This is a genomic window from Kitasatospora setae KM-6054 (assembly GCF_000269985.1).
Taxonomy (GTDB): Bacteria; Actinomycetota; Actinomycetes; order Streptomycetales; family Streptomycetaceae; genus Kitasatospora; species Kitasatospora setae.
On sequence record NC_016109.1, the window covers coordinates 6,428,820 to 6,449,904 of the forward strand.

Consider the following 21,085-nt stretch of genomic DNA (forward strand, 5'->3'; position numbering starts at 1 on the left):
GCCCATTTGGTCACTTTGGAAGGCTGACACGCCGACTCGGCTTCATTACACTCGAACTCAGTCGCGCATAGATCTATGCACCGGCCTGTCCGTTGTGCCCTTCATGTGCGTCGCCGCCGGGTTCCCCCCGGTAGGTATCCCGATGGCAAGAGGACGTGTTTATCCGTGAAGGTCGGCATCCCCCGCGAGGTCAAGAACCACGAGTACCGCGTGGCCATCACGCCGGCCGGCGTGCACGAGCTGGTCCGCAACGGGCACGAGGTCGTCATCGAGGACAACGCCGGCGTCGGCTCCTCGATCCCCAACGAGGAGTACGTGGCCGCCGGCGCGACCATCCTCCCCACCGCCGACGAGGTGTGGGCCGCGGCCGACATGATCCTCAAGGTCAAGGAGCCCATCGCCTCCGAGTACCACCGGCTGCGCAAGGGCCAGACCCTCTTCACCTACCTGCACCTGGCCGCCGACCGGGCCGGCACCGACGCGCTGGTCGCCTCCGGCACCACCGCGATCGCCTACGAGACCGTGCAGCTGCCCAACGGCGCGCTGCCGCTGCTCGCCCCGATGTCCGAGGTCGCGGGCCGCCTCGCCCCGCAGGTCGGCTCCTACCACCTGATGCGTCCGACCGGCGGCCGCGGCGTGCTGCCCGGCGGCGTGCCCGGCACCCACCCGGCCAAGGCGGTCGTCATCGGCGGCGGCGTCTCCGGCTGGCACGCGGCCACCATCGCCATCGGCATGGGCTACGACGTGACCCTGCTCGACCGCGACATCAACAAGCTGCGCGAGGCCGACAAGATCTTCGGCAACAAGATCAAGGCGATCGTCTCCAACTCCTTCGAGCTGGAGAAGGCCGTCATCGAGGCCGACCTGGTCATCGGCGCCGTGCTGATCCCGGGCGCCAAGGCCCCCAAGCTGGTCACCAACGAGCTGGTCTCCCGGATGAAGCCGGGCTCCGTGCTCGTCGACATCGCGATCGACCAGGGCGGCTGCTTCGAGGACTCGCACCCGACCACCCACGCCGAGCCGACCTTCCAGGTCCACAACTCGGTCTTCTACTGCGTGGCCAACATGCCGGGCGCCGTCCCGAACACCTCCACCTACGCGCTCACCAACGCGACCCTGCCGTACGTGGTCGAGCTGGCCAACCGCGGCTGGAAGGACGCGCTGCGCCGCGACGCCGCGCTCGCCAAGGGCCTGAACGTGCACGAGGGCCAGATCACCTTCCCGGCCGTCGCCGAGGCCTTCGGCCTGGAGTCGGTCTCCCTGGAGAGCGTCCTCGCCTGACGCCCCCTCACCCGCTGTCGCCCCCGGCCGTCCTTCCCCTTCGCGCCGGGGGCTTCGGCATGCCCGCGCGGCGGCCGGGGCACGGCCGGGGGACGGCCGGGTGGCAGCCGGGGGACGGGCGGGGGAACGGGGGGATGTCGGGCGGGTGACCTCCGGCGGTCAATCCCGGTGCGGTTTGTCACCCGCTCTGTCGACAAGGACACCTGACGGGCCCTCACGGCCCGGCGCCCGCGCGGAAACGTTAGGGTCGTCTCTTGACACGGGGTGGGTGAACGGCCGACACAAGCGGCCCACTACCGTGGATTGTGTTGCTGCCAATGCCCGAAACGGCCTAGAGTCGCAAACCGTTGGCATGCTGCCACGCTGACGAATCGACATAGAGTCCTGGACGTCCAAGGAGGTAAGACGACTTGTGAATGAGTCGACATTTGCTCCCGGGGGTGGTCAGCCAGGACTGGCGGAGCTCTCCGCCGGGCAGCCGAACGAGGAAGCCCGGCAGGCCACGGTGGGCGCGCAGGAGGTCGGCTCGGTCGCGGTCCGCACCTTCGAGGCCCGCCAGAGCGCGGCGGCAGCCGCCACCGACTACGACGCCGACTTCGCGGCGTACGGCCTGGCCTACAACGAGCTCGGCTACGGGCCCTACGACGACCCGGACGCCGAGTACGAGCCCGACCCCGAGTACGCCGCCACGCTGGCCCCCGACGCGGCCCGCCAGCGCCGCGAGCGGGTCGGCCCGACCGGCCGGCCGCTGCCGTACTTCCCGATCCCCGCGCCGCTCGCCGAGCACGGCCCCGCGCAGATCATCGCGATGTGCAACCAGAAGGGCGGCGTCGGCAAGACCACGTCGACCATCAACCTGGGCGCGGCGCTCGCCGAGTACGGCCGCCGGGTGCTGCTGGTGGACTTCGACCCGCAGGGCGCCCTCTCGGTCGGCCTCGGCGTCAACCCGATGGAACTCGACGTCACCGTCTACAACCTGCTCATGGAGCGGGGCCTGACGGCCGACGAGGTGCTGCTGAAGACCGCCATCCCCGGCATGGACCTGCTGCCGTCCAACATCGACCTGTCGGCCGCCGAGGTGCAGCTGGTCAGCGAGGTCGCCCGCGAGTCGGCGCTGGCCCGCGCGCTCAAGCCGCTGCTGCCCGACTACGACTACGTCATCATCGACTGCCAGCCCTCGCTGGGCCTGCTGACGGTCAACGCGCTCACCGCCGCGCACAGCGTCATCGTCCCGCTGGAGTGCGAGTTCTTCGCGCTGCGCGGCGTGGCGCTGCTCACCGAGACCATCGAGAAGGTCTGCGAGCGGCTCAACCCCGACCTGCGCCTGGACGGCATCCTGGCCACCATGTACGACTCGCGCACCGTGCACTCGCGCGAGGTGCTGGCCCGGGTCGTCGAGGCGTTCGGCGAGCACGTCTTCCACACCGTCATCGGACGGACCGTCCGGTTCCCGGAGACCACGGTGGCCGGCGAGCCGATCACCACCTACGCCACCAACTCGGTCGGCGCCGCCGCCTACCGCCAGCTCGCTAGGGAGGTGCTCGACCGGTGCCGCCCCGTCGAGTGAGCCTCCCCGGGGCCGACGAGCTGTTCCGGGCAACCGGCGGAATGGCCCTGTCGCCCTCGCTCGCCCGCAACGGAAACGGCAACGGAACCGGCCCCGCGAACCCCCCGGCCCCCGCGGGGCAGGACGGCCCCGCGGACGGCCGCACCGCCGACGTCCCGGCCGCCAGGCCGGAAGCCGCCCCGGCGGCCGCCGCGGGGCGCGCGGAGGACCCCGCGGAGGCCGTCCGGCGGGCGGCCCAGGCCCAGCAGGCCCAGGCGCAGGCCCAGCAGGCCCCCGGCCCGCCCCGGGGCCGCGGACGGCCCCGGCGGCCCTCCGGGCGGGAGCGGCACGACGAGAAGATCACCGTGTACGTGTCCGCCGAGGAGCTGATGGACCTCGAACACGCCCGGCTGGTGCTGCGCGGCGAGCACGGCCTCGCCGTCGACCGCGGCCGGATCGTCCGCGAGGCCATCGCGGTGGTGCTGGCGGACATGGAGCAGCGCGGCGAGGCGTCGATCCTGGTGCGCAGGCTGCGCGGCCGCTGAGGGCTGCCGCGGGGCGCTGTCGCGGGGGCGCGTCGTGGGCGGGGGTTGGGGCCTGGGGCGCGGTCCGGCCGTGGGTGCCTGGCTGGGCGCGCAGTTCCTCGCGCCCCTGGCTGCGCCGTGGGCGGGGGTCGGGGGTGGGGTGGGGGGTTTCTGTCAGAATGGTGCGTTATGGCGTTCCAGGTCCGGTTGGAGAACTTCGAGGGGCCGTTCGACCTGCTGTTGGGGCTGATCGCCAAGCACCGGATGGACGTCACCGAGGTGGCGCTGTCGCGGGTCACCGACGAGTTCGTCGCGCACATCAGGGCGATGGGGCCGGAGTGGGACCTGGACGCGGCGACCGAGTTCCTGGTGGTCGCGGCGACGCTCCTGGACCTCAAGGCGGCCCGGCTGCTGCCCGTCGCCGAGGTCGAGGACGAGGAGGACCTGGCGCTGCTGGAGGCCCGGGACCTGCTGTTCGCCCGGCTGCTGCAGTACCGGGCGTACAAGCGGGTCGCCGCGCTGTTCGCGGAGCGCTGGGACGGCGAGGTGCTGCGCCGGCCGCGGACGGTCGCGCTGGAGCCGAGGTACGCGCGGCTGCTGCCGGAGGTGGTGCTGGCGGTCGGTCCGGAGCGGTTCGCGGAGTTGGCCGCGCGGGCGTTCGCGCCCAAGCCGAGGCCGGTGGTGTACGTGGACCACATCCACACGCCGCCGGTGAGCGTGCGCGAGCAGGCCGCGCTGGTGGCGGAGCGGCTGGGCGCGCTCGGCGAGGCGACGTTCGGGCGGTTGGTCGCGGACGCGGAGAGCACGCTGGTGGTGGTGGCCAGGTTCCTGGCGCTGCTGGAGCTGTACCGGGAGCGGGCGCTGGCGTTCGAGCAGCCGCTGCCCCTGGAGGAGTTGGTGGTGCGCTGGGTCGCCGGGGCCGGGCGCGAGGTCGAGGTGACCGACGAGTTCGACCGCCCCGCGGGCGGCGAGGAAGGCGGCAGGACATGACGGAGCGGCCCGCGCGGCGTTCCCTGGGCCTGCCGGGCGCCCCCCGGCCCGGGGAGTGGCAGGAGTCGGCGTACCCGGGCGGCGAGCGCGTCGAGCCGGTCGAACGGGTGCTCGCGCCGGAGCCCGCGGCGCCGGACGGGCTGCCGCTGCGGGCGGCGCTGGAGGCGGTGCTGATGGTCGCCGACGAGCCGGTCGCGGAGCCCAGGCTGGCCGCCGTGCTGGACGCGCCCCGGAGTGAAGTCGCCGCCGTGCTAAGGGAGTTGGCGGCCGAGTACACGGCCCAGGGGCGCGGTTTCGAGCTCCGGCAGGTGGCCGGCGGGTGGCGGTTCTACAGCCGCGCGGAGTGCTCGGCGGCGGTCGAACGGTTCGTCCTGGACGGGCAGCAGGCCCGGCTGACGCAGGCCGCGCTGGAGGCGCTGGCGGTGGTCGCGTACCGGCAGCCGGTGTCGCGCGGGAGGGTTTCCGCCGTCCGTGGTGTGAACTGCGACGGCGTGATGCGTACCCTGGTACAGCGAGGACTGGTCGAAGAAGCCGGCACCGAGCCCGAAACCGGAGCGATCCTGTATCGGACGACGAACTACTTCCTGGAACGGATGGGGCTGCGCGGCCTGGACGAGCTGCCGGAGCTCGCGCCCTTCCTGCCCGAGGTCGACGACGTGGAAGCGGAGTCCCTGGAGGGCACGATGATCGCGCAGGCGGTCGCCGCCGCACAGGAAGGGCCGAGGCCGAACCAGGCCGACCAGACGGATATCGACGTACGGACATTTTGATGCGTAGCAGTGGCAACGGCAGGAACAGTGGCGGCGGCGGCGGGCAGGGCCGGGGCGGGCAGGGCGGCCGAGGCGGCCAGCAGGGCGGGAGCCGGGGCGGTTCGTCGTCCTACGGCGGCGGTGGCGGCCAGGGCGGGCGCGGCGGCCAGGGCGGCCGCGGCGGGCAGGGCTCGTACGGCGGCGGTGGCGGCTCGTACGGCGGTGGCGGCCAGGGCGGGCGCGGCGGCTCGTACGGCGGCGGCTCCGGCTCCGGCTCGTACGGCTCCGGTTCGCGCGGCGGCAGTGGCGGCGGGCGCGGGGGCGAGGAGCGCCGCTACCCGGACCGGCCGCTGCGGCCGGAGGAGCGGAAGTACGACCGTCCCGAGTTCGGCGGCGGGCCGAACGCGACGCCCGGGCGCGGCGCGTACGACTCCCGCAAGCCCGGGGCGGCGCCCCGGCCGCGCCGGGAGGGGCAGGGCGCGCCCGGCGACCCGCGGCGCCAGCCGCAGCGCTCGCGCGAGCTGCAGGGCCGGATCGAGGACCGGGTGCTGGCCCGGCACGAGGGCCCCGGCAAGGAGGTCGGCGAGGACGGCGAGCGCCTGCAGAAGGTGCTCGCCCGGGCCGGCATGGGCAGCCGCCGGGCCTGCGAGGAGCTGATCGCGCAGGGCCGGGTCGACGTCAACGGCGAGACCGTGCTGGAGCAGGGCCGCCGGGTCGACCCGGTGAAGGACGAGATCAAGGTGGACGGCCTGACCGTCGCCACCCAGTCGTACCTGTTCTTCGCGCTCAACAAGCCGGCCGGCGTGGTCTCCACCATGGAGGACCCCGAGGGCCGGCAGTGCCTGGGCGACTACGTGACCAACCGGGAGACCCGGCTGTTCCACGTCGGCCGGCTGGACACCGAGACCGAGGGCATCATCCTGCTCACCAACCACGGCGAGCTGGCCCACCGCCTCACCCACCCCAAGTACGGCGTCACCAAGACCTACCTGGCCGCGATCCAGGGCCCGCTGCCGCGCGACCTCGGCAAGACCCTCGCCAAGGGCGTCGAGCTGGAGGACGGCTGGGCCCGCGCCGACAGCTTCAAGGTGATCTCCAACCTCGGCAAGAACTACCTGGTCGAGGTGACCCTGCACGAGGGCCGCAAGCACATCGTGCGCCGCCTGCTGGCCGAGGTCGGGTTCCCGGTCGACAAGCTGGTGCGCACCGCGTTCGGTCCGATCACGCTGGGCGACCAGAAGTCCGGCTGGCTGCGCCGCCTGACCAACCCCGAGGTCGGCACCCTGATGCGCGAGGTCGGCCTGTAGGCAGCGACCGTCCGGAGCCCGTCCGCCGTACCACGGCGGACGGGCTCCGGTGCGTGTGCGGACGGGGCCCGCCCGGACTTGACATGTGAGGCATACCGCACGGCCTTGCTATCGTTCGGCCCGGTGGCAGAAGATTGCCACCGAAGTTCGCCCCGACGCGTGGCGGATGTGCGCCACCGCGTCAGGCCATCAGGGCGGCGGGGGAAGGAACCACCACCATGCTGGACGCATTCACCGTGCTCGGCCTCGGGCTCCCCGACGGCCAGGTGTACGCCGCGCTGGTCGTCGCACCGCAGTCCACCTCCCAGGAGCTGGCGGACCACTGCGGGCTGACCCTGGAGCAGTGCCGGGCGGCCCTCGACCGGCTCGCCGAACAGGGCATGGCCACCCGCGCCCCGGTCGACCGGGAGCGCTACCTGGCGGTCGCCCCCGACGTCGCGATCGGCACCCTGATCGGCCACCGCGAGGCCGAGCTGCGCTCCGCCCGCGCCGAGATGCACCGGCTGATGGACGCCTTCCGCGAAGCCTCCCGGTACACCGACCCGGCGCACTCGGTCGAGGTGCTCACCGGCGGCGAGGCGATCGCCCAGCGGCTGGAGCACCTGATCGAGTCCAGCCAGTACCAGATACGCGGCTTCGACTGCCCCCCGTACGTGCAGGACCCCACCGTGGAGCAGCCCCGGCAGCGGGCCAAGCTCAAGGCCGGGGTGCGGATCCGCACCGTCTTCGACAAGGAGGCGATCGCCTGGCCCGGCCGGCTGGAGCAGGAGATCCTCACCGGCGTCGAGGACGGCGAGGAGGCCCGGGTCCGGCCGGTGCTGCCGATGAAGATGATGATGGCCGACGACAAGATGGCGATCATCCCGATCAGCGTCGGCGACAGCGTCCTGGACGCCGCCTACGTGATCCACCCCTCCGCGCTGCTGCAGGCCCTGGACGCGCTGTTCGAGGCCGAGTGGGAGCGGGCCGTGCCGCTGCAGACCGTGATCGGCGACGGCGAGGGCCCCGGCCCGGAGCCCGACCACCTCAAGCTGCTCGGCCTGCTGGCGGCCGGCCTCACCGACGAGTCGATCGCCCGTTCGCTCGGCTGGAGCGCCCGCACCACCCAGCGCCGGCTCCAGGGCCTGATGCGCGAACTCGGCGCCACCACCCGGTTCCAGGCCGGGATGGCGGCCCGCGAGCGCGGCTGGCTCTGACGGGCCGCCGGCGGGCCCGCCGGGCCCCGCCTCAGCTCCACCTCAGCTCCAGGGGCGCAGGGCCGCCCAGCGGCCGTCCGGGCCCCGCTCCAGCTTCTCCAGGCCCAGCACCGCCGTCCGGTTCAGCCGCCCGTAGATGTGCGGGAACAGCGCCCCCTCGGTGGCGCCCGGCGGCGGGCCGCCGCTGGCCGCCTCCCACTTCACCATCGGCTCGACCAGCCGCTCCTCGATCAGCAGCGCCATCAGCGGGTCGCGCGCGTCCCGGAAGAACAGGTTGGCGACCGCCAGCGCGGTGGTCTCGTCCGGCGAGCAGTGCAGGAAGCCCTCGGTCAGCAGCGACGCGGCGGTGTACGGCCGGCCCGGGTCGCGCAGCCAGTCGTCCAGCGGGGCGAGGTGGTAGATCATGCCTCTGTTCTACCTCTCAGGGACGGGTCGGGACGGGGAAGCGGGACGGGGCCGGGGCGGCCGGACGAGGCGGCGGCACGGCGGCGGGGCGCGCCGGGCGGCTCACAGGCCCGCCACCTTCGCCGTCGCCGCGATCTCGTACACCAGGGTGACCGTGCGCCGGCCGCCCGGGGGCAGCGGGACCTCCCAGCGGGCGATGCCCTCGGCGTCCAGCTCGTCCGGCGGCGGGGAGCAGTGCTCCTTGCGCAGCCGGACCTGGACGGCCGAGACCTCCGACACCGGGATCCGCTCGCGCAGCACCACCACCCGGTCCGCGTCGTCGCCCGGCGCGGAGAACCGCGACAGGTGCAGCCGGACCGTCCGGGTCACCAGGGTGCGCTGGCCGGCCAGGCCCGCCCCCTCGCGGCGCTCGTCCGCCTCCCGGACCACCCGCAGGCCGTCCGAGGAGCCGAACGCCAGCCGCACCGGGGCGCCCGGCGCCGCGAACTCCAGCGCCCCCCGGCCGGTGTGGCCCGAACCGCGGACCAGGTCGACCGGGCCCGCCAGCAGCGCGTGCCCCGACGCGTTGCGGAACGACACCACCTCGGTCACCGTCTCCGACAGCTCCGGCGCCGCCGCGAACTCGCTGCGCGCCGCCGCCTCGAACGCGCTCACCGGCACCCGGTGCGCCCGCCCGTCCGAGGGCACCGACACCGGCCCGTCCACCCGCAGCACCCGCACCTCGCCGCCGTCGTCCACCCCCGGCAGGCCCGGCTCCAGCGGGCCCGCGTCGGCGACCGCCCGCTCGCGCAGCTCCACCTCGACGGTCTTCTTCTCCTGCGCCGACCGCTCGCGCAGCACCAGCCGGTCCTCGGCCAGCGCCGGCGGCTCGCCCGCCGACGCCGAACGCGCCGTCGACAGCGTCAGCCGCACCCCCGACCAGTCCTCACCGGTGCGCTGCCACACCACCGCGTCGCTCTCCAGCCGCAGCGCGCCGCCCGCCAGCTCGGCCCGGTACGCCGGACGCCACAGCGCGCACGCCGTCAGGTGGCCCACCCGGGCCAGGAAACGGCCCGGCTCGGCACACTCCACCGACAGCTCCACGAACGCCAGCAGCTCGGCCGGCTCCCGCTCGGCCAGCGCCAGCGCCTCCTCGGCCCGCTCCAGCTCGCGCGCCAGCTCCGCCGAGCACAGCCGGGAGGCGCGCAGCCGCTCGCCGCACGACTCGCGCTCCGCGTCCACCCGGTCCAGCTCGCGCGACCAGCGGGCCTGCTCCAGCTCGCCGCTGCCCGCGCCCTCGCCGATCTCCCGCAGCAGGTCCGCCGCCAACTGGCCGAGCAGCGCCAGCCGGGCCTGCAACCGCTCCTGGCGGCGCGACTCCGCCAGCCCCTCGCGCTCCAGGTCGTGCACCCGGCGGCGCAGCTCCGAGTCGTCCGGGCCCGGCTCCAGCGGCGCCGGCGGCTCCCAGGACCGCACCAGCCGGACGTCCAGCACCTTCGCCGCGCCGGTCGGCGCGCCGTCCTCGTCCAGCAGCACGGCGTGCAGCGAGCGGTCCACCGCCAGGGCCGTCACCGGGCCCAGCCGCAGCCGCCGGGTGCCCGGCCCCAGCTCCAGCTCCGCCGTCCGCTCCAGCTGCGCCCGGTCCTCCAGGCAGGTCACCGCAGTCACCGGCAGGGGCACCGGGGCGGGCGGCACCGGCACGGGCGACGGCGGCAGCGGCAGCGGGTGGGGCGCCGGGTGGGGCGCCGGGTGGGGGGAAGTCTCCTCGTACACGTTTCTCAGCTCCTCCGGTTCCCGCCGACCACGGCCTTGCCGGCCGGGATACGGATCACATAACCGCCCGTCAGCTCCACCGAACCACCCGCCGGGACCACCACCCGGCGCAGCCGGGCCGAGGCGGGCACCCCGGCGGACGGCTCGTCCGGCGGCGACCAGCCCGGCCGCTCCTCGATCCGGACCTCGCCGTCGGCCGACACCGGGACCCGCTCGCGGACCTCCACCGACGCCTCGTGCGGCAGCCGGTTCACCAGCTCGATCCGGACCGCGTGGTCCAGCACCGCCGTCGAGTTCAGCACCCCCGACGTCGACTCCCGCACCTCGCTGTGCCGGGCCACCCGCAGCTCCTCCGCCCGGCCCAGGCCCAACTCCCGCACCCCGCCCGGCGCCAGCGTCGGCAGGCCCGCCGTCAGCAGGAAGTCGCCGTCCACCGACACCTCCACCGGGCCCGCCAGCAGCGCGTGCGGCGTCGCGTTCGACAGCTCCAGCACCGCGTACACCGCCTCCTCCACCGACGGCACGCACACGTAGCCGGTGCGCACCCCCACCGGCAGCTCCGCCACCGCGACCGTGTGCCACACCCCGTCCGACGGGACGTGCGCCGGGGCCTGCGCGTCGAAGCGGTGGTCGAACGACCCCGCCGACTCGCGCGGCGGCGCCCCGAACCGGGGCAGCGGCAACCGGGCCACCGCGTCCGCCCCGCGCAGCGCGCCCGACCGGGACGGCGCCGGCGACGGGAACAGCCGGCCCCGGCGGAACGACTCCTCCTCCGGGCCCGCCAGCACCATCGCCGCGTAGTCCAACTGGTCGGCGGACGGGCGGGGTTCGGCCGGGACGGCGGGCTCGGGCGGCGGCGCGGCGTCGGCCTGCGCGGCGAAGGCGGCCCTCGGGGCGGCCGCCGACCGCAGGACGTCCGAGCCGTAGCCCGGCGGCGGCGCCCCGGCCGCTGCGGGGGCGGGGGCCGACAGCGTCATCGGCATCGGCGGGGGCATCGGCGGCGGCGGGCCGGACGGGCCCTGCGGCTGCGGGGCGAAGCCCGGCGCGGCCGGAGCGCCCGGGGCGCCCGCCGAACGGGCCCGCCGGCCCGCCGGGCGCGGACCGCCGCCGCCCATCGCGCCGCCCGCCGCGACCGGCACCGGCCGGGGCGGCTCCGTCGGCTCCGGCTTCGACGCCTGCGCGTCCTGCCAGCCGTCGAACAGCCCCGCCAGGCCCTCCGGCTGCCCGCGCCACCCCGACGGCGCGGGCGCCGCCTGGCGGCGGCCGATCCGCAGCGACGCCAGCTCCGGCAGCCCGCCCGGACCGGCCAGCCGCGCCGTCGACAGCGCCAGCCGCACCCCCGACCAGTCCTCGCCGGTCCGCTGCGCGACCGACGCCCGCAGCACCAGCCGCGCCGAACGCTCGCCCCGGCGGTGCGCCAGCCGGTACGTCGGCACCCACACCGCGCCCGGCACCGCGTACTCCACCTCCAGCTCCACCGGGCCCGCGCCGCGCACCGTCACGTCCGCGCAGGCGCCCGCCTCCACGCCGCCCGGCCGGTCGGCGTCCGACCCGGCCCGGACCCGGGCCAGCGCCACCAGGTGGGCGTGCTCGGCCAGCCGCAGCTCCTGGGCCAGCTCCACCGCCCGCTCCTGCAGCACCTCCAGCCGGGCGTCCACGAAGTCGGCCAGCGCCAGCACCGCGTCCGCCGGGGCCCGCCGGTGCCCGTCCTCCCGGCGGCGCTGCGGCGGCACCGCGCGCAGCCCGGCGACCTCGGCGATCCGCGCGTCCAGCCGGTCCCGGCGCTCGGCCAGCCGGTCGACCTCCTCCGCCAGCTCGGTCAACTCCCGTTCCCACGACGGGTGTTCGTCCGGCGTGCGGACCCGGGCCGGGTACTCCAGCCGAGCCTCGGCGACCTTCCCGTCACCCGACAGCACCCGCACCCGCAGCGACCCCTCCGCCGCCAGCCGGGGCAGCCCCGCCACCCGCACCCGCCCGTCCGCCGGCAGCACGCCCGCCGCCCGGCGCCGGCACACCGCGCCCACCGCGTGCACCACCACCGACTCCAAGCCGGACTCCCACACCGCCCGTTGCCCCGCCACCTGGCCCCCTTCGCCCGTACCGGCCCGCTCCCCGGACCCGGGCGCCCAGTCTGCACCCAATCCCCGTCACCGGACCCGGATTTCCGCTGCGCGTCGGGACGGGGTGCGGTGCGTGCGGCCCACGGACGTACGAGAGGATGGGGGCGACAGACGCCGTCCCCTGGAGACGAGAAGCCGCCATGCGCACAGCCGCCGTCATCGGCACCGGACTGATCGGCACCTCCGCCGCGCTCGCCCTCACCCGCCGGGGGATAAGCGTCCACCTGGAGGACACCGACCAGGACGCCGCCCGCACGGCCGCGTCGCTCGGCGCCGGCACCACCGAACCCGCCGACGGCCCGGTCGACCTCGCCGTCATCGCCGTCCCGCCCGCCCTGGTCGGCAAGGTCCTCGCCGACTGCCAGCGGCGCGGCCTCGCCCGCTGCTACACCGACGTCGCCAGCGTCAAGGCCGGACCGCGCGGCGAGATCGCCGCGCTCGGCCTCGACACCGTCCACTACATCGGCTCGCACCCGATGGCCGGCCGCGAACGCTCCGGCCCGCTCGCCGCCACCGCCGACCTGTTCGAAGGCCGGCCCTGGGTGCTCACCCCCACCGCCGACACCGACACCGAGACGCTCAACGCCGCCCTCGAACTCGTCGCACTCTGCGGCGCCATGCCGATCGTCATGGACGCCGCCGACCACGACCGGGCCGTCGCCCTCGTCTCGCACGCCCCCCAACTGCTCTCCTCGCTCGTCGCCGCCCGCCTCGAACACGCCGAGGAGACCGCCGTCCGGCTCTCCGGCCAGGGCGTCCGCGACGTCACCCGGATCGCCGCCTCCAACCCCGCGATGTGGATCGACATCCTCTCCGCCAACGCGGGCGTCGTCGCCGACGTCCTCGACGACCTCGCCGTCGACCTCGCCGAGACCGTCGCCGCGCTGCGCGCCCTGCAAGCCGCCGACGAAGGCACCCGCCGCGAGGGCGCCGCCGGCATCGAAGCCGTCATGCGCCGCGGCAACACCGGCCAGGCCCGCATCCCCGGCAAGCACGGCGCGCCGCCCACCCGCTACGAGACCGTCACCGTCGTCCTCGGCGACCAGCCCGGCGAGCTCGGCCGCCTCTTCGGCGAGGTCGGCGCGCTCGGCGTCAACATCGAGGACGTGACCATCGAGCACTCCACCGGGCAGCAGGTCGGCCACGTCCAGCTCGCGGTGGCGCCGGTGGCGGCGCGGGGGTTGGCGGCGGGGTTGCGGGAGCGGGGGTGGGGGGTGCGGGCGTAGCGGGGGGCCGCTGCGCGGGGCTGGTGGTGGGGGTGGGGGTTGGGGCGGCAGGTCGGCCATGCCCGGCTGGCGGTGGCGCCGGTGGCGCCGGTGGCGGCGCGGGGGTTGGCGGCGGGGTTGCGGGAGCGGGGGTGGGGGGTGCGGGCGTAGCGGGGGGCCGCTGCGCGGGGCTGGTGGTGGGGGTGGGGGTTGGGGCGGCAGGTCGGCCATGCCCGGCTGGCGGTGGCGCCGGTGGCGCCGGTGGCGGCGCGGGGGCTGGCGGCGGGGTTGCGGGAGCGGGGGTGGGGGGTTTCGGGGGGTGGGGTGTGAGGGGGGTCTCCGGTGGGGGAGGGGTGGTCGGGTCGGGGGTGGGCGGGTGTCCATTAACCTTGAGGGTGAGTTCTGGTGTCGTGAGAGAGAGGTTCGCCCCGTGGACAGTGCCGACCGAGCGTCGAGTGGCCCGGTCGTCGTCGCCATCGACGGGCCTTCCGGGTCCGGGAAGTCGACCGTGTCGCGGGCGGTGGCCGCGCGGCTGGGGTTGAGTTTCCTGGACACCGGCGCGATGTACCGGGCGATGACCTGGTGGATGCTCGCCAACGAGGTGGACGTCGAGGACGCGGACGCGGTGGCGATCGCCTGCGGGAAGCCGGTGATCGTGTCCGGGACGGACGCCGCCGGGCCGACCATAACGGTGGACGGGCAGGACGTGTCCGGGCCGATCCGCGGGCCGGAGGTCACCGGCAAGGTGAGCGCCGTCGCGGCCGTGCCGGCCGTCCGGGCGCGGCTGGTGGAGCTGCAGCGCGGCTGCGCCGCGCACGCCGAGCGCGGGATCGTCGCCGAGGGCCGGGACATGGGCTCGGTGGTGTTCCCGGACGCCACCGTGAAGGTGTTCCTGACCGCGTCCGAGCGGGCCCGGTCCGAGCGCCGGGCCGCCGAGCTGCGGGCGAAGGGCGTGGACGAGGCGACCATCACCGCGATGGCCGCCGACCTGGCCCGCCGGGACGCCGCCGACTCCTCGCGGGAGACCGCCCCGCTGACCCAGGCCGCCGACGCGGTCCTGGTCGACACCAGCGAACTCACCCTCGACCAGGTGATCGACACGATCGCCGCGCTGGTCGAGGAGAAGGCCGGCCTGACCGCCGCCTGATCGACCCACCTACCGACTTACCTGTCTACCGACCGGCCGCAGGTCGTACGGACCACTGACAGACAACGCTCCACCCGCGCGAGATCCGCGCGGTTCGCGCTGCCCGCAGGGCAGGTACGCACGGCACGCCCCTGGGAAGGGCCGGGCCGGGAAACGGAAAACGGAACATGAGCAACGACACCACCGCCGAGTACGGCGGCCTGGGCGAGTCCGAGTACGCCGAGTTCATGGCGCTGGCCGCCGAGGAGGGCTTCGACGGCGACGAGGTCGACGCCGAGCTGGCGGGCCACGGCCCGCTGCCGGTGCTGGCCATCGTCGGCCGCCCGAACGTCGGCAAGTCGACCCTGGTCAACCGCATCATCGGCCGCCGCGAGGCGGTCGTCGAGGACCGCCCCGGCGTGACCCGGGACCGGGTCAGCTACGAGGCGATGTGGGCCGGCCGCCGGTTCAAGGTCCTCGACACCGGCGGCTGGGAGATCGACGTCCTCGGCCTGGACGCGATGGTCGCCGGGCAGGCCGAGCTGGGCATCGAGCAGGCCGACGCGGTGCTGTTCGTGGTGGACGCCAAGGTCGGCGCCACCGACACCGAGGACGCCCTGGTCCGGCTGATCCGCCGCTCCGGCAAGCCCGTGGTGCTGTGCGCCAACAAGGTCGACGGCCCGTCCACCGAGGCCGAGGCCGCCTACCTGTGGTCGCTCGGCCTGGGCGAGCCGTACCCCGTCTCGGCGCTGCACGGCCGCGGCTCCGGCGACCTGCTGGACGCCGTGCTGAAGGTGCTGCCGGAGGCCCCGCCGCAGCTGTTCGGCGACGGGCTGGCGCCCGGCGGCCCGCGCCGCGTCGCGCTGATCGGCCGGCCGAACGTCGGCAAGTCCAGCCTGCTGAACAAGGTCGCCGGCGAGGACCGGGTGGTCGTCAACGAGCTGGCCGGCACCACCCGCGACCCGGTCGACGAGCTGATCGAACTCGGCGGCAAGACCTGGAAGTTCATCGACACCGCCGGCATCCGCCGCCGGGTGCACCAGACCGCGGGCGCCGACTTCTACGCCTCGCTGCGCACCTCCGCCGCGCTGGACAAGGCCGAGGTCGCCGTCGTCCTGGTCGACGCCAGCGAGACCCTGGCCGAGCAGGACACCCGGATCATCTCGATGGCCGTCGAGGCCGGGCGCGCCGTCGTCATCGCCTACAACAAGTGGGACCAGCTGGACGAGGAGCGCCGCTTCTACCTGGAGCGCGAGATCGAGCGCGACCTCGTCCAGGTGCAGTGGGCGCCCCGGGTGAACGTCTCGGCGAAGACCGGCCGCCACATGGAGAAGCTCGTCCCGGCGATCGAGACCGCGCTGGCGGGCTGGGAGACCCGGATCCCGACCGCCCGGCTGAACGCCTTCCTCGGCGAGCTGGTCGCGTCGCACCCGCACCCGATCCGCGGCGGCAAGCAGCCGCGCATCCTGTTCGGCACCCAGGCGGGCACCCGTCCGCCGCGGTTCGTGCTGTTCTCGTCCGGCTTCCTGGAGGCCGGCTACCGCCGCTTCGTCGAGCGCCGGCTGCGCGAGGAGTTCGGCTTCGTCGGCACGCCGATCTCGATCTCGGTGCGGGTCCGCGAGAAGCGCACCAAGAAGAAGTAGCGGGCGGGGAGAGGCGAAGGACGGAGAGGGCCGCGGACTCGGAGTCCGCGGCCCTCTCCGCTGCCCTGGATCGGGCTTCCCGGCCCGGGCTCAGGCTTCCCGGCCCGGGGGCAGCGAGAGCACCGAGCGGTGCCGGCCGCCCGCGGTGCCGCCCGCGGTGGCGGGCTGCGGGCCGAGGTAGCCGGAGGCGATCCAGCCCTGGCCGTTGGCCTGGGCCGGCATGAACTGCGGGGCGCCCGGGAGCTGGCCCGCGTACGTCTCGAAGGACTGGTGCTGCTGCGGGGGCTGCGGCGGCTGCGGGTAGCCGAGCGGGCCCGGCTCGCGGGCGGGCGCGGTCGGCTGGGGGGACGGCTGCGGTTCGCGGACCGCGAAGCCGGTGAACTTCATCCCCTCCTCGCCGGAGCGGTCGCCGGGCAGGGCGCGGAACATCCGCCGGTACTCGGAGTACAGCGTGTCGTAGATCGGCGTGGTCGACACCGGGTGCTCGGCGTCGTACGACGGGCGCATGTTCGGGATCGCCCGGCCGGCGCCGCCGGGGCCGGACTGGGCGGGGGGACGGCCGGAGGACGCGAGCTCGTAGCTGTACACGTAGGAGCCAACGAGCGAGACCGGCTTGGGATGCGGGGGCGCGGCCCCCAGTCCTATCCCGGCCGGGACGCTGGTGCCCTGGTCAACGGTGGTGCGGGCGGCCGGGGTTGGCGGGACCGGCGGGACGCCGAGGAGCCGCCCGGTGGCGGCCGGGTCGTTCATCGGATCGTTCACCGGGTCGTCCGCGGGGGCGCTCGTGGGGTCGCTCGTGGGGTCGCTCGTGACGGCTTCGGCGGGGTCGGCGGGGTGGCTCGCGGTGGCGTGCGCGGGGTCGTCGGTCATCGGCGTGCTCCGCTCAGGTGCCGGCCAGCGGGAGCATGCCGGCGGCGAGCAGGCCGCGGGCGGCGGCCCGGTCCATCGCGATCCGCAGCAGGTCCTCGCGGGGCTGGCGGCCGATGGTGCCGGCCGGCACCGCGTACATGATCACCTCGGACTTGCGGGCCGCCGCCGCCCGCCACCCCGGGGTGACCTGGAGCGGCTGGTGGGCCTGCCACCAGGCGGCCGAACCGCCGGTCGCCGAGGGCTGCAGGATCGCGTGCAGCTGTCCCATCGCCATCAGCACCGACCAGCCCGCGCGCGGCCGGGCCGGCGCCTGGTTGACGTCCTGGACCAGCTGGAAGCCGTGCTCGGTCAGCAGCGACAGGAACTCGTCCTCGCCCAGCGCGCTGCCCGGACGGCCGACCGGCCCGGTCGGCTCGACCACCAGCGCGGCGTGCTGGGTGTCGCCGCACAGCACGATCCCGCAGGTCACGCCGAGCACCGCGGGCTGCGGCCGGCCGGGCGGCGAGACCGGCGGGGCGGTGATCGGCTCCGGGATCGACACCTCGACCACCGGCTCCGGCGCGACCGGCGCGGTCGGCTGGGCCGGCACCGCCGTCACGCCCTGGCTGATCGACTCGACGGCGCCGCGCAGCTGCTGCTCGTCCACCGGCACCACCTGGGACGGCACGCAGCGGGCGTGCGCGAACGCCAGCACCGCGGTCTCGTCGCCGACGAACAGGACCGTGCTGGTGGGCTCGCGCAGCGAGTCACCCGGTTGTCGGCAGGAGGTGCAGTCGTACGCGTCCGGAGCGTGGGCACCCGCCAACAGGCTCTCGGCCTCGTCGTCGCCGATCTCGGCACGTACGTCCTCGCTCACCTCAAGCATGCGCGGCACTAAGACTCCTCGTTCGCCCTGACGTTCCAGGTGCTCGTTCCGGTGCCCCCGGGCGGGACGTCCCGGGCGCGCGGCGCGGCGCGCGCCGACCGCCATTACCAACGGGAGGTTGTGGCTGGGGTCACGGGTGCGGGCTCGGGCGACGGGATTTGCGCGGCTTCTGATGGCTCTGTGTGCATGGCTGATCACAAATTGTCGATGCTGTGCCCGAGGTCACACGGGTCAAACTGTGACCGGAACCATATTCCCATATGGTTTGATCTTCGAAAAAGCGGATGAAACGGACATTTGTTTTCGATTCCCGTGATCGATACCGGCGGTAACGCCGCTTTGACCTGGGATGACCCGAAAGTGTTTGGCGCCCGGCAGTCCGAATCGTAGGTTTTTGCCCGGTGCAACGAGCACCTCCCGGGTTCACCCCCGACGCACGGCCCGCACCTCCGGCTCACCCCGGAGCCCGGCTCACCCCGGAACCGCGGACCAGGCGCCCACCGGCGCGACGGCAGCCAGCCGCCGCCGGGGATGCGGACAGGTGGCCGGGGCGGCAAGCGGCACGTCCGACACGTGCACGGCCCGCCCGACGGACTTGGCGAGCGAACACGGCCCCGCTGGGGCCTGGTTCCGCCTGCCCTTCCCGGGAATGTCGAGAGGAATCTCATGACCTTCCGTAACGAGACCGCCGCTGCCACCACCACCCCCAAGCGCAACCGCGTCCGCGCGGCTGTCGTGGGTGGCGCCCTGCTCGCCGCCCCGGTGGCCGGCCTCGTCACGGCCAACACGGCCTCCGCCGCGGACGTCTCCACCTGGGACAAGGTCGCGCAGTGCGAGTCGACCGGCAACTGGTCGATCAACACCGGCAACGGCTTCTACGGCGGCCTGCAGTTCACCTCCTCCACCTGGGCCGCCTTCGGCGGCACCGCCTACGCCCCGCAGGCCAACCAGGCCACCAAGGCGCAGCAGATCGCCGTCGCCGAGAAGGTCCTGGCTTCCCAGGGCCCCGGCGCCTGGCCCGTCTGCTCCGTCCAGGCCGGTCTGACCAAGGGCGGCGCGCCGGCCCAGGTCGACACCTCCTCGTCCGGCAGCAGCTCGACCTCGTCGAAGTCGACCTCGTCGAACAGCAGCAGCTCGAACTCCTCGAAGTCGACCTCGTCGAACAACTCGACCTCGTCGAAGTCGACCTCCTCGAACAGCGCCGCCTCGGACGACTCCGCCAAGGCCTCCCGCTCCGAGTCCCGCGCCCAGGCCCCGAAGGCCGCCGCGCAGGAGACCCCGAAGCAGACCTGGAAGAACAAGTCGGCCTCGGCGACCACCACCAACACCGCCAAGGCCGCCACCACCGGTGACGGCTACACGGTGAAGGCGGGCGACACCCTGTCCAAGATCGCGGACAGCCTGGGCGTCGACTGGCACACCCTGTACAGCAACAACTCCGGTGTCGTCGGCGGCAACCCGGACCTGATCTACCCGGGCCAGGTCCTGTCGGTCTGACCCACCCCCCGGAAGCAGCGCTTCCACCGGGACCGCCGGACGGCCGTCCCACCCTGTCGGCGTGAAGCCGCCACCCCGCGACCTCGCGGGAGTGGCGGCTTCCGCCGTTTCCGGGGCCAATCGCTCGGCGGTCTCCGGAGGGTGGCGCGGCGGCCGCCGTGCGTAGCGTCGGGGCATGCGGATATCACTGCGGGAACGCGGGGGGCTCGGGGGAGCCGGGGGAGTCGGTGCAGTCGGGGGCTCTGGGCGGCTCGGGGGAGCGGGGGAGGCGCGGCGGGAGTGGCGGCGGGGGCGGCGGGCGTACGGGCGGGCGCTGGTGGTGGTCGGGCTGCTGCTGCCCGCCGCCGTCACCGCGACGGCCGGTACGCCCGCCGCCGCCCGGCAGGCCGTGTCCGACCTGGTGTGGGACCGGCTCGCCGACTGCGAGAGCGACGGGGACTGGGAGGCCGACACCGGGAACGGCTACTACGGCGGGATCCAGATCTGGCCGCCCACCTGGCGGGAGGCGGGCGGCCAGCGCTACGCCGACCGGCCCGACCACGCGAGCCGGCGGCAGCAGATCACCGTCGGCGAGGAGATCCTGCGCCGCCAGGGCTGGCGGGCCTGGGGCGGCTGCGCGCGGGAGATCGGGATGCTGTGACCCCCGGGAGCGGGAGTCACCAGGCGCGGCCCTCGGTGAGGGCGGACAACTCCGGGGCGGAGAGGTGCGGGACGCGGAAGACCGCCGTCGAGCCGGCGGGGGAGCCGGCCTGCTGCGGGGCGGCCGGGGCGCTCGGGGCGTCGGTGCGCAGGACGAAGTGCAGCAGTTCCCAGCGGCTCGGGTCGAGGGCCAGCACGGCGGTGTGCACCTCCGGGTGGCGGGCCAGCTCGCGCAGCTCCTCGACGGCCCGTTCCACGTGGGCGGCCAGGGCCAGCGGGTCCGGGTCGGTCGGGACGGCGGTCAGGCGGCGGGTCGCGACGGGCGGGACCGCGACGGCGGCGCGGGCCGGACCGGCGAAGTGGGCCAGCACCGTCCAGTGGTGGACGGTCGGGCGGCCGAAGTCCCGGACGATGTTCTCGAAACCGCCGCCGCCGACCAGGAACCGGGCCGCCGCGCCGTCCGAGCGCCACACGTACAGCGGCGCGTACTGGTTGACCGGCGAGCCGTCCGCGCCGCGCTCGCGCAGCAGCCACGCCTTGAAGCCCAGCCCCGGCCGGTCGTCCAGCAGCGGGGCGCCGGCCCGGATCCGGCGGCGGATCACGTCGAGGTCGTAGTCGGCGGGCAGGGTGATCTCGTACTGCTTGGCTAGCACGGGCCGTCGTCCTTCGGTGAGGCGTTACTGGGCTGGGCGGTACCGGGGTTACGGGGCTGCGGGGTTTGGGGTTGCGGGGTTTGGGGTTGCGGGGCTTGGGGCTGCGGGGGCGGGGCGAGGAGGGCGATCAGGCCGGTGACGGCCTGGTCGAACGGGTCGGTGCCGCCGGCCGCGCGGGCCAGCACGTAGCCGCCCTGGAGGACGGCGACCACGGTGGCGGCCGTGCCGGACGGGTCGACGGACGGCGGCAGCTCGCCGCTCGCCCGGCCCTCGGCCAGCACCTCCGCGAGGCGGCCGCGCAGCCAGCCGAGGGTCTGCTCGACCGGGGCGCGCAGCTCCGGGTCGGCCATCACCTCCGGGTCCTGGGTCAGCCGTCCGATCGGGCAGCCGCGCAGCACGTCGCGCTCACGGCGCAGGTACGCGGTGACCCGCTCGACCGCGGTGCCCGGGCCGGACAGCAGGCCGTCCGCGACGGCGCGCAGCTCCGCGGCGGTGCGGGTGATCGCGGCCAGCGCGAGGTCGGGCTTCCCCGTGAAGTGGTGGTACATGCTGCCCTGCCCCGCGCCCGCGCGCTGCTGGATGGCCTTCGGGCTGGTGCCGGTGTAGCCGCGCTCCCAGAGCAGGTCGCGGGTGGCCTCGACGAGGCGGTCGGCGGTGGGGGAGGCGGGTTCGGGCGGGGATCCGGTGTCCATGCGAGCACTGTACATACCAGTAGGT

At 75.0% G+C, this 21,085-nt stretch carries 18 protein-coding genes and 1 pseudogene; 12 read left to right on the top strand and 7 right to left on the bottom strand.

The window, feature by feature from the left end; genetic code table 11:
- The first annotated feature begins 165 nt into the window (after positions 1-165).
- From ald to KSE_RS28470, 7 genes are all read left to right on the top strand, one after another.
- Positions 166-1,281: an alanine dehydrogenase gene (gene ald / locus KSE_RS28440; RefSeq protein ID WP_014138816.1), complete on the top strand. Its 1,116-nt coding sequence runs from the start codon at positions 166-168 to the stop codon at positions 1,279-1,281.
- 505 nt (positions 1,282-1,786) lie between these two features.
- Positions 1,787-2,848 (top strand): ParA family protein, encoded by a 1,062-nt coding sequence (locus KSE_RS28445; RefSeq protein WP_014138817.1) that lies wholly within the window; start codon positions 1,787-1,789, stop codon positions 2,846-2,848.
- 41 nt (positions 2,849-2,889) lie between these two features.
- Positions 2,890-3,372 (top strand): hypothetical protein, encoded by a 483-nt coding sequence (locus KSE_RS28450; protein ID WP_014138818.1) that lies wholly within the window; start codon positions 2,890-2,892, stop codon positions 3,370-3,372.
- Between the two features lie 168 nt (positions 3,373-3,540).
- Positions 3,541-4,341: a segregation and condensation protein A gene (locus KSE_RS28455; RefSeq protein ID WP_014138819.1), complete on the top strand. Its 801-nt coding sequence runs from the start codon at positions 3,541-3,543 to the stop codon at positions 4,339-4,341.
- Positions 4,342-4,514: 173 nt separating this feature from the next.
- Positions 4,515-5,111, top strand: coding sequence for an SMC-Scp complex subunit ScpB (gene scpB, locus KSE_RS28460; RefSeq protein WP_231873435.1), 597 nt, complete (start codon positions 4,515-4,517; stop codon positions 5,109-5,111).
- Positions 5,111-6,397 carry a pseudouridine synthase gene (locus KSE_RS28465; protein WP_014138821.1) on the top strand — a complete coding sequence of 429 codons (1,287 nt, stop codon included), beginning with the start codon at positions 5,111-5,113 and terminating at the stop codon, positions 6,395-6,397. The genes scpB and KSE_RS28465 overlap by 1 nt, the downstream gene beginning before the upstream one ends.
- Positions 6,398-6,615: 218 nt before the next feature.
- Positions 6,616-7,593: a helix-turn-helix domain-containing protein gene (locus tag KSE_RS28470; RefSeq protein ID WP_014138822.1), complete on the top strand. Its 978-nt coding sequence runs from the start codon at positions 6,616-6,618 to the stop codon at positions 7,591-7,593.
- A gap of 42 nt (positions 7,594-7,635) precedes the next feature.
- Here KSE_RS28470 and KSE_RS28475 read toward each other — a convergent pair whose 3' ends face one another.
- The 3 genes from KSE_RS28475 to KSE_RS28485 form a co-directional block, all read right to left on the bottom strand.
- Positions 7,636-7,998: a DUF952 domain-containing protein gene (locus KSE_RS28475; RefSeq protein WP_014138823.1), complete on the bottom strand. Its 363-nt coding sequence runs from the start codon at positions 7,996-7,998 to the stop codon at positions 7,636-7,638.
- 102 nt (positions 7,999-8,100) lie between these two features.
- Positions 8,101-9,678: a DUF4139 domain-containing protein gene (locus tag KSE_RS28480; RefSeq protein ID WP_014138824.1), complete on the bottom strand. Its 1,578-nt coding sequence runs from the start codon at positions 9,676-9,678 to the stop codon at positions 8,101-8,103.
- A gap of 77 nt (positions 9,679-9,755) precedes the next feature.
- Positions 9,756-11,831 carry a DUF4139 domain-containing protein gene (locus KSE_RS28485; RefSeq protein WP_231873236.1) on the bottom strand — a complete coding sequence of 692 codons (2,076 nt, stop codon included), beginning with the start codon at positions 11,829-11,831 and terminating at the stop codon, positions 9,756-9,758.
- Between the two features lie 179 nt (positions 11,832-12,010).
- On the opposite strand from KSE_RS28485, the gene KSE_RS28490 reads away from it, so the two are divergent.
- The 3 genes from KSE_RS28490 (at position 12,011) to der (ending at position 15,844) form a co-directional block, all read left to right on the top strand.
- Positions 12,011-13,096, top strand: coding sequence for a prephenate dehydrogenase (locus KSE_RS28490; protein WP_014138826.1), 1,086 nt, complete (start codon positions 12,011-12,013; stop codon positions 13,094-13,096).
- Between the two features lie 409 nt (positions 13,097-13,505).
- Entirely contained in the window at positions 13,506-14,222 is a 717-nt protein-coding gene (gene cmk / locus KSE_RS28495; RefSeq protein ID WP_014138827.1) for a (d)CMP kinase, read from the top strand.
- A gap of 167 nt (positions 14,223-14,389) precedes the next feature.
- Positions 14,390-15,844: a ribosome biogenesis GTPase Der gene (der, locus tag KSE_RS28500; RefSeq protein ID WP_014138828.1), complete on the top strand. Its 1,455-nt coding sequence runs from the start codon at positions 14,390-14,392 to the stop codon at positions 15,842-15,844.
- A 90-nt stretch (positions 15,845-15,934) separates the two neighbouring features.
- On the opposite strand, the gene KSE_RS28505 is transcribed toward der, so the two are convergent.
- Both KSE_RS28505 and KSE_RS28510 read right to left on the bottom strand, forming a co-directional pair.
- Positions 15,935-16,714, bottom strand: coding sequence for a hypothetical protein (locus KSE_RS28505; protein WP_014138829.1), 780 nt, complete (start codon positions 16,712-16,714; stop codon positions 15,935-15,937).
- Positions 16,715-16,727: 13 nt separating this feature from the next.
- The gene (locus KSE_RS28510; protein WP_033260409.1) at positions 16,728-17,588 is read right to left on the bottom strand and encodes a hypothetical protein; all 861 of its coding nucleotides are present in this window, start codon (positions 17,586-17,588) and stop codon (positions 16,728-16,730) included.
- Positions 17,589-18,245: 657 nt separating this feature from the next.
- Here KSE_RS28510 and KSE_RS45945 point away from each other — a divergent pair.
- Together KSE_RS45945 and KSE_RS28520 are read left to right on the top strand one after the other, a co-directional pair.
- On the top strand, positions 18,246-19,076 hold the full coding sequence (locus KSE_RS45945) for a LysM peptidoglycan-binding domain-containing protein (protein ID WP_014138831.1): 831 nt from the start codon (positions 18,246-18,248) through the stop codon (positions 19,074-19,076).
- Positions 19,077-19,392: 316 nt separating this feature from the next.
- Positions 19,393-19,716, top strand: coding sequence for a transglycosylase family protein (locus KSE_RS28520; protein ID WP_014138832.1), 324 nt, complete (start codon positions 19,393-19,395; stop codon positions 19,714-19,716).
- 16 nt (positions 19,717-19,732) lie between these two features.
- Here the strand turns inward: KSE_RS28520 and KSE_RS28525 are convergent, their stop codons facing one another.
- Together KSE_RS28525 and KSE_RS28530 are read right to left on the bottom strand one after the other, a co-directional pair.
- Positions 19,733-20,368: a DUF4865 family protein gene (locus KSE_RS28525; RefSeq protein ID WP_014138833.1), complete on the bottom strand. Its 636-nt coding sequence runs from the start codon at positions 20,366-20,368 to the stop codon at positions 19,733-19,735.
- A gap of 110 nt (positions 20,369-20,478) precedes the next feature.
- Positions 20,479-21,060: pseudogene (locus KSE_RS28530) on the bottom strand (TetR/AcrR family transcriptional regulator); the annotation flags it as partial.
- Between the last annotated feature and the right edge of the window lie 25 nt (positions 21,061-21,085).

Coding starts and splice junctions, on each gene's coding strand:
- KSE_RS28450 (WP_014138818.1), top strand. CDS start 2,890: ATGGCCCTGTCGCCCTCGCTCGCCCGCAACGGAAACGGCAACGGAACC.
- KSE_RS28455 (WP_014138819.1), top strand. CDS start 3,541: ATGGCGTTCCAGGTCCGGTTGGAGAACTTCGAGGGGCCGTTCGACCTG.
- scpB (WP_231873435.1), top strand. CDS start 4,515: ATGGTCGCCGACGAGCCGGTCGCGGAGCCCAGGCTGGCCGCCGTGCTG.
- KSE_RS28465 (WP_014138821.1), top strand. CDS start 5,111: ATGCGTAGCAGTGGCAACGGCAGGAACAGTGGCGGCGGCGGCGGGCAG.
- KSE_RS28470 (WP_014138822.1), top strand. CDS start 6,616: ATGCTGGACGCATTCACCGTGCTCGGCCTCGGGCTCCCCGACGGCCAG.
- KSE_RS28475 (WP_014138823.1), bottom strand. CDS start 7,998: ATGATCTACCACCTCGCCCCGCTGGACGACTGGCTGCGCGACCCGGGC.
- KSE_RS28490 (WP_014138826.1), top strand. CDS start 12,011: ATGCGCACAGCCGCCGTCATCGGCACCGGACTGATCGGCACCTCCGCC.
- der (WP_014138828.1), top strand. CDS start 14,390: ATGAGCAACGACACCACCGCCGAGTACGGCGGCCTGGGCGAGTCCGAG.
- KSE_RS28505 (WP_014138829.1), bottom strand. CDS start 16,714: ATGACCGACGACCCCGCGCACGCCACCGCGAGCCACCCCGCCGACCCC.
- KSE_RS45945 (WP_014138831.1), top strand. CDS start 18,246: ATGACCTTCCGTAACGAGACCGCCGCTGCCACCACCACCCCCAAGCGC.